The following is a 7,793-nucleotide window of genomic DNA, read 5'->3' as shown; positions in this document are numbered from 1 at the left end:
ACCCCGGCTATGACCACGGCTACTTCTTCATCCAATCCTTCGTCGAAGACCATCTCCGCCATCACCATAAGGCGCTGGGATAGGGTCATCGAGATCGAACGAAAATGAAACGGGCATAAATGAAACGGGGCGGGGGCTACGGGCAGGAGCGAAAAGGCGCGGCATGAGAGCGGCGAGAGGAATGGCGCATGATCAAGCTCTATGATTCTGAACTCTCCGGCAGTTGCTATAAAGTCCGCCTGCTGCTGCACATCCTCAAAGTCTCCTACGAAACGATCGCCGTTGATTTCATCAGCAAGGAACAGAAGACGCCGAAATTCGCCCGGCTCAATCCCTTCGGTGAATTGCCCGTCCTGGAAGATGGCGATCTGCGTCTACGCGATGCCCAGGCGATCATGATCTATCTGGCGCGCAAATACGATAAATCGAATACCTGGTTTCCCGATGCCGCGGGGCCGATGGGCGAGATCGCGCAATGGCTCTCGACCGGCGGCAATGAAATCATGAACGCGGCCGGCGCACGGCTGGTGAAGCTGCTCAATTATCCGCTCGACCTGGCGCGCCTGCAGGCCCGCGCCCATGCCGTCTTCCAGATCATGGACGACCATCTGGCGGATCGCGAATTCCTTGCGCTCGGCTATCCCACCATCGGCGATATCGCCTGCTTTCCCTATACGGCCCTGGCCGGCGAGGGCGATATTTCGCTGAAGCCTTATAGCAACATCTTGCGCTGGATCGATCGCATGAAGGGCATTCCCGGCTTCATCTCCATGCCCGGCATTCCGGCAATCCAGGCGATGGTGTAATTGCCTGCACCATGCGCGCTCTCATCCGATATCTTGTGCGACGATCGGCAGTCATGGAATGAATGGCCTTGGCTGACATCCTCGTTGACAGAGATGCAGGTCACAGACCGCAACGCAACCGTCCTGTAGGATGACTGGCAAGCAAGGGGGCTTGTGGACTCAGTCCGAAGGTCTAGGTTGAAGGCCGGGTGCGATGTCGAACAAGAGCGACCATGTCGATGCAAACAAGCCAGTATCCGTCAATCATTCGATGGAACTTCGGATCAAGTCCGAGGGTGACAAGCTCATTTGTGGTTATCGCCGTGCGATACATCCTTTCGGTGCTCCTCCTGTGCTGCCTCTCGCTTCCGGCGCGCGCTGCCGAATTGCCGGCGGTGCGGGTGGGATTGCTGCAATTCGGCACGGTGAATTGGGAGGTCAGCGTGATGCGTCACGGGCTGGATGCTGCCCATGGCATCCGCCTGGTGCCCGTCGATTTCGCCGATAAGGATGCAGCAACGCTGGCGCTTATGAGCGGCGAGGTCGATGTCATCGTCACCGATTGGCTATGGGTGGCGCGGCAGCGCGCGGCGCATAAGGATTTCACCTTCGTGGCCTTTTCCAGCGCGGTCGGCGGTGTCGTCGCCGATCCCAAACAGGGCATCAAGTCCGTCAGCGATCTTGCCGGCCGCAAGCTCGGCATCGGCGGCGGGCCGGACGACAAGAGCTGGCTGCTGCTGCAGGCTTATGCGCGCAAGACCGCAGGACTGGATCTGCGGCAAGCGGCCGAGCTGCAATTCGCCGCACCGCCGATCCTGACCGAACTCGCCCGCCGGGGCAGGATCGATGCGGTCTTGAATTTCTGGCAGTTTAATGCCCAGCTTGAGGCAAAGGGTTTCGACGAGGTGATTTCGATCCGCAGCATCCTGCCGCAACTGGGCCTGGACCGTCCGCCCGTTCTGCTGGGCTGGGTCTTTCGCGAAAGCTGGGCGGTCTCTCATCCCAAGCTCGCGAGGGGCCTGCTGGATGCGTCTTTCGACGCCAAGGAGAAGCTGCGCCGGGACGACACCCAGGGCGATGCGTTGTGGCAAAGCCTCCGGCCGCAGATGAAGGCGCCGGACGAGGCGCTGTTCGCGGCGCTGAAGGCGGGCTACCGCGCCGGCATGCCGGACGGCTATGGGCCGGCGGATATCGCGGCCGCCAATGCTGCTTTTCATCTGATGGCGGAGATCGATCCACGGGCGGTCGGCGGCCTGACCGAACTGCCGCCGGGGACGTTCTGGACGGGATATCGCCGATGACCGTCAGCAACGGTGCCGCGCAACCGGCGGCTCATCGCCAGCGCCTGCTGTTCCGTTGCCTGTCGCTGATTGTCTTCTTCCTGTTCTGGCAGATATTGTCCGCCGCCATTGCCGATCCGGCCATGCTGCCGGGGCCACTGGCGACGCTGAGCGTGGCCTGGTCGGAACTCTTGCATGGCGAGCTTCTCTATCATGTCGGCATCACGCTCCTGCGCGTGACGGCGGCTTTTTGCGGAGCGATGATCGTCGGTGTTGCCGTCGGCATCACTTTCGGCCGCCTGGCGCTGGTGGACGATCTCTTCGACAGTTGGCTGGTGATTGCGCTCAATGTCCCGGCTTTGGTTACGATCGTCCTCTGCTATGTCTGGTTCGGCCTCAGCGAAGTGGCGGCGATCCTGGCGGTCGCCTTGAACAAGGCGCCGACAGTGGTCGCCATCACCCGCGAAGGAGCTCGCTCGCTCGACCGCTCGCTGCTGGAAATGGCAGCGGTCTTCCGGGTGCCGCGTTTGCGCGTGATCCGCCGCATCGTCCTGCCGCAACTCGCGCCCAGCATCATGGCGGCGGCGCGGACCGGCCTTGCTTTGACCTGGAAGATCGTGCTGGTGGTCGAATTGCTGGGCCGGCCGGATGGTGTCGGCTTCCAGATCCGCCGTTTCTTCAACTATTTCGACATCGCCGGCATCCTCGCTTACACGCTGGTCTTCGTGGCGGTCATTCTGGCGATCGAAACCTTGATCTTGAGACCGCTCGACCGGGAACTGAGCCGATGGCGCAAAGTATGACGGCTTCCGTTCCCTTGCTGAGGTTGCGCGATGTGGCACGCCGCTTCGATGTGGCCGGCAAGCGCAGCGCGACGGCAGCAAAAACCGCCGAGAAGCAAGTGCTGACCGGGATCGATCTCGACCTTCAGCCAGGCGAATTCGTGTCATTGATCGGTCCCTCGGGGGCGGGCAAGACCACCTTGCTGCGCCTGATCGCCGGCCTCGATACTGCAGATCGCGGTGAGCGCCTCTATCCGGGCGATGTGGCGCCAAGCATGGCCATGGTGTTCCAGGAGCCACGCCTCGTGCCCTGGCTGACGGTGCTGGAAAACCTGCTGCTGGTGGGCGATGCGACGCTCGAGGATCGCGCGCGCCGCTTGCTGGCCGAGGTGGAACTGGGCGGCAATGCGCAGAGCTATCCGGGGCAGCTTTCCGGCGGCATGCAGCGCCGTGTCGCGCTCGCCAGGGCCTTGCTGGTGGAGCCGCAGATTCTGCTGCTAGATGAACCTTTGGGATCGCTCGACCCCGCCTTGGAGAACCGCATGATGCAATTGCTGGGCGATTACTGGCAGCGCCACCGGCCGACGGTGCTGATGGTGACGCATGACTTGCATCAGGCGGCGCGGCTGTCTTCCCGCATTCTCGGGCTCGATCCGAGCCTCGGGCGCTTCGTGTTGAACGAGACCTTGGATCCTGCGCAAGCCGGCCAGCGCGACGAGGCGGACTGCAAGGTCATCGTCGATCATCTGCTGAGCTTGTTTCCGGCACTTGCCGCCGACAGCCCGGCGTCGTGGGGGCAGGGCTAGCGGATCATTGCATCGGCACGGGCTGGGCGCTCAAGGTCGGAAAGCCGGCCTTGGTCCAATCATGGACCCCGCCGGGGAACCAATAGACATGGCGATAGCCATAGGAGAGGGCGCGCTTGGCGGCATTCCAGGACATCCAGCAATTGGCTTCACAATAGAAGGCCAACATCCTTGCCTTGTCGCCGAAAGTGAGCCGCTCCAACGCCCTGCGAAAATAGTTGTCGACCTCCAATGACAAGGCACCATAGCCGGTATTGGCAAGCCAGACGCTGCCGGGAATGTTATGGCGCGCCGGCGGCCGCCAGAGAGTCTCTTTCGGCAGTTTGTCCGGCCGGGGCGGTTGCGGCAGCACGTCAATGACGATGATCGGCTGGGTCTGCATCAGGCGGTGGAGTCCGTCGGCATCTACCACGGTGGCGCCGGCCAGGCTCGCTGGAACCGGACTGCGATAATTGTCCTCCCGGTAGCCGTCAGGCTCCGGTACGGGCGTGACGCTGTCCTCGGCTTGCGCCGCGAGCGGCGAGAGCAAGAGTATTGCCAGAATGACCGAGGACCGGAAGGCGCGCATTGCCGGCCTCGTCAGGGTTGCAACTGGCCGCGGTTGTCGATGAGCGGAATATTGTAGTCGCGCAGGATGCCGGTGATCTCGTCCTGGTTCTGGCGCAGCAGATTGTTGATATCGTTCTTCCAATTGCTCTCGCCTGGCCGCACACCCATGGCGATGTAGAAATCGAGACGGATATTCTTGCTCGGCGCCGAAAGCTGGCGAATCTCCAGCTCGTCCTTGTGGTCGCGGGCGAAATAGCCGGCGATGGGGCCCCAAAGCAAGGCGACATCGATCTTTTTCGCGCGCAGATCCTCGATCATCTGCTTGCCCGGCGCGTCATAGCGGGTATCGATGACGAGCTGATAGGGTATGACATTGCCGATGAGGCCCATCCGCACGGCGATGTCGGCCGGCGGCGTTCCAGCGGTGAGGCCGATCTTCAGATTACGCAAACGGGGATCGTCAAGCGACTGCATATCGAGCTTGTCGGCCGTGCGGGTGACGATGACATAGGCCGATCGATAATAAGGATTGGTGGTCTGCACCATCTCCGCGCCCGAGACGATGCCAAGTACAAGATCGCATTGCCGCGCCCGCAAGGTATTGCGCAGGAAACCGACCGAATTGGGGTACCAGACATAACGCAGCGGTACTTGCATCTTCTTCGCCAGCAATTCGGCGATCTTGTTTTCGAAGCCTTCGCCTTTCTCATTCGAGAAGGGCAGGTTGCTGGGATCGGCGCAGACGCGCAGGGCCGAGCGGTCGACGGCTTCGACCCGGTTGGCGGCTTCGATCCGGCCCGGCAGGGCAAAAGAAAGGCACAGCACCAGCAATGCCGTCAGCCGGACGGATCGCAGGGCGCTGTGCCCGGGGATAAATCGTGGTGCTGTGACCATGCTGTCGCGAATATGCCTCAAATGCTGTGCAGGTTGTTAGCTGCCGCTACCCATGCAAGCGGCTTCCGCCTCGGCGGCTTCCTGAGGCTTCGAAGCGTGCTTCTGCGGGCGGCCGCGGCCGATCGCGCCGTCGGACCTCGCCTTCAGATAAGCATAAATATCGTCGATGTAACACATCACATTGAGATCGGTGCCGAGCGCCGGCATCCGCTTCTCACTGGAGGTGCTGACATTGGTGCGGCCATTGACCACCACATCCATGAACTGGTCCTTGGTCATATGCTTCAGCGATTCCGTGAGATTGGGCCCGAAGCTGCTGCCGAGGCCATCGGGGCCGTGGCAGGTATGGCAGATGGAGTGATAGCGGCGATAGCCGTTGAAAATCGGCCAGTCGGTGGTGCCGTCGGCTTCGATATGATAGGGCTTGTCATCGGGATTGGCCCCATTCGCATCGTCTTTCGAATCCTGCGCTGAACCGGCGGAAATGCAACCCAGGCTGATGATCGTCAAAGCGGTGAAAAAGGTGACATTCACCCGAGGCAGGTGACGCATATTCATTCTGTTCCCTCGTTACTCGGCCACGATTACGCAGTGAAGAAAAAGGCGGGGAGAGGGGGAGCCTCTCCCCGCCCGGTTGAGGCTTCAGTCTGGGAGGGCAAAGACGGTTAGGGTTCCACCCAGCTGCGTGTATTGCGACAGTGACTTGTAGGCACCGACCGCACCGAGGCCCTCGGTGTCGCCGGTCAAGCCGGCCGCCATACCGATACCGGCCCAACCGCCCAGGCCGGAGAGAACGGCAATATATTGCTTGCCGTTGTGGGTGTATGTGTTGACGTTACCGATGATGCCGGACGGCGTCTTGAAGCGATAGAGCTCCTTGCCCGTCTCCGCATCGACTGCCTTCAGGTAGCCTTCCAACGTGCCGTAGAAGACGACATTGCCCGCCGTGGCCAGAGCGCCGCTCCAGACCGAGAACTGTTCGGGGATCGTCCACTTGATCTTGCCCTTGGTCGCATCCCAGGCGATGAAATTGCCGAGATGATCGTCGCCCTTCGGCGGATACATGCTGAGGGTCGCGCCGACATAGGGCTGACCGGCGGTATAGGCCACCTTGAACGGCTCGTAATCCATGCAGACATGGTTGGTCGGCACGTAGAACAAGCCGGTCTTCGGCGAATAGGCCGACGGCTGCTGGTCCTTGCTGCCCAAGGCTGCCGGGCAGACGCCCTGGGTGTTGTTGTCCTCGCCATTGGCTTCCGTCGAATACTTCTTCACCCGGTCGGGCAGGCCGGTCTTGACGTCGATCTTGTTGGCCCAGTTGACGGCCGGATCGTATTTCTCGGCGACCAGCAATTCACCGCTCTCACGGTCCAGCGTATAGCCGAAGCCGTTGCGGTCGAAATGCACCAGCAGCTTGCGGTCCTTGCCGTCGATCTTCTGATCGGTGAGGACCATTTCATTGACGCCGTCATAGTCCCATTCGTCATGGGGCGTCATTTGATACAGCCACTTCGCCTTTCCGGTATCGGCGTCGCGGGCGAAGACGGTCATCGACCACTTGTTATCGCCGGGACGCTGCGACGGGTTCCAAGTGCTGGGATTGCCGGTACCGTAATAGATCAGGTTGAGTTCCGGATCATAGGAGATCCAGCCCCAGGTGGTGCCGCCACCGATCTTCCATTGATCGCCTTGCCAGGTCTTCAGGCTTTCATCCGCCTCGATCGGCTTGCCGAGATTGGTGGTTTTGCCCGGCTCGATCAGCGTATCCGCATCCGGGCCCATGGAATAGGCCCGCCAGACCTGCTTGCCGGTCTTGGTGTCATAGGCCGTCACCTTGCCGCGGACGCCGAATTCACCGCCGCTATTGCCGACGAGGACCATGTGCTTGACGACCAGCGGCGCCGAGGTGCCGGTCTCGCCCTTGGTTGGATCGCCGTCATTCGCGCTCCAGGCGACCTTGCCGGTCTTGGCATCGAGCGCAACGAGCTTGGCATCGGCCTGGTGCAGGAAGATCAAGCCGTCACCATAGGCGACGCCCCGATTGACGGTATCGCAGCACATCACCGGGATGACATTGGGATCCTGCTTCGGTTCGTATTTCCAGGCGATCTGCCCATTCTTGTCGAGATCGAGCGCATAGACGATGTTCGGGAACGGCGAATGAAGATACATCATATTGCCGATCACCAGCGGTCCGCCCTCATGGCCGCGTAGAACGCCTGTCGAGAAGGTCCAGGCGACCTGCAACTTCTTGACGTTCTTGTTGGTGATCTGATCCAGCTTGCTGTAACGCGTATTGGCGTAATTGCCAGCCGGTTGGGTCCATTGATTCGGATCCTTCTCCAGCTTCAGCAATTCGTCATTGGCCGAAGCCAGCGGGCTCCATGAGGCGAGCGCAAAGGCAAGCGTCATGCTGAAGCCCGTAGATAACCACAATCTAGCCATCGTTTTCCTCCCCTTCCACAGCGATGTATGAAGCTTCGCTGTATCCTGCTGGTGAATGGACAGGCCCGTCGCTGACGGTCGTGATTTTTATTCTGATTGCACTGTCGTTGTTCTGCCGCGTCGAATGGGTACTGGTTTGCGGCGGTAATTGGACCATCAGGCGTCTGCCTTAGAGTGGGGCGACGGGGGATTTTTCGTCAATCAGCAAAAGCGGAAAATCCGTAGTTCTTTGGTACAAATTCGTCTTTCGCT

Annotated in this window: 8 protein-coding genes; 4 read left to right on the top strand and 4 right to left on the bottom strand. The window is 60.7% G+C overall.

The genetic code is table 11. The features are described from left to right. The first annotated feature begins 188 nt into the window (after window positions 1-188). The 4 genes from SMD27_RS23490 to SMD27_RS23475 all read left to right on the top strand — a co-directional run bounded on the left by SMD27_RS23490 (window position 189) and on the right by SMD27_RS23475 (window position 3,653). On the top strand, window positions 189-806 hold the full coding sequence (locus tag SMD27_RS23490) for a glutathione S-transferase family protein (RefSeq protein WP_320510892.1): 618 nt from the start codon (window positions 189-191) through the stop codon (window positions 804-806). Window positions 807-1,081: 275 nt separating this feature from the next. After that, the gene (locus SMD27_RS23485) at window positions 1,082-2,086 is read left to right on the top strand and encodes an ABC transporter substrate-binding protein (RefSeq protein ID WP_320510891.1); all 1,005 of its coding nucleotides are present in this window, start codon (window positions 1,082-1,084) and stop codon (window positions 2,084-2,086) included. Beyond that, window positions 2,083-2,868, top strand: a complete 786-nt coding sequence (locus SMD27_RS23480; protein WP_320510890.1) for an ABC transporter permease — start codon at window positions 2,083-2,085, stop codon at window positions 2,866-2,868. Before SMD27_RS23485 ends, SMD27_RS23480 begins: the two co-directional genes overlap by 4 nt. Continuing rightward, window positions 2,853-3,653, top strand: coding sequence for an ABC transporter ATP-binding protein (locus SMD27_RS23475; protein ID WP_320510889.1), 801 nt, complete (start codon window positions 2,853-2,855; stop codon window positions 3,651-3,653). The genes SMD27_RS23480 and SMD27_RS23475 overlap by 16 nt, the downstream gene beginning before the upstream one ends. A 4-nt stretch (window positions 3,654-3,657) precedes the next feature. On the opposite strand, the gene SMD27_RS23470 is transcribed toward SMD27_RS23475, so the two are convergent. The 4 genes from SMD27_RS23470 to SMD27_RS23455 form a co-directional block, all read right to left on the bottom strand. Further along, a complete protein-coding gene (locus SMD27_RS23470; protein WP_320510888.1) occupies window positions 3,658-4,221 on the bottom strand; it encodes a PQQ-dependent catabolism-associated CXXCW motif protein in 564 nt (187 codons plus the stop codon). 11 nt (window positions 4,222-4,232) lie between these two features. After that, a complete protein-coding gene (locus SMD27_RS23465) occupies window positions 4,233-5,096 on the bottom strand; it encodes a substrate-binding domain-containing protein (protein ID WP_320510887.1) in 864 nt (287 codons plus the stop codon). A 36-nt stretch (window positions 5,097-5,132) separates the two neighbouring features. Then, window positions 5,133-5,654, bottom strand: a complete 522-nt coding sequence (locus SMD27_RS23460) for a c-type cytochrome, methanol metabolism-related (RefSeq protein ID WP_320510886.1) — start codon at window positions 5,652-5,654, stop codon at window positions 5,133-5,135. 84 nt (window positions 5,655-5,738) lie between these two features. Further along, a complete protein-coding gene (locus SMD27_RS23455) occupies window positions 5,739-7,541 on the bottom strand; it encodes a methanol/ethanol family PQQ-dependent dehydrogenase (RefSeq protein WP_320510885.1) in 1,803 nt (600 codons plus the stop codon). Between the last annotated feature and the right edge of the window lie 252 nt (window positions 7,542-7,793).

The organism is Dongia soli (assembly GCF_034044715.1).
Classification (GTDB): Bacteria; Pseudomonadota; Alphaproteobacteria; order Dongiales; family Dongiaceae; genus Dongia_B; species Dongia_B soli.
This window is presented reverse-complemented; position numbering and strand designations above follow the sequence as displayed.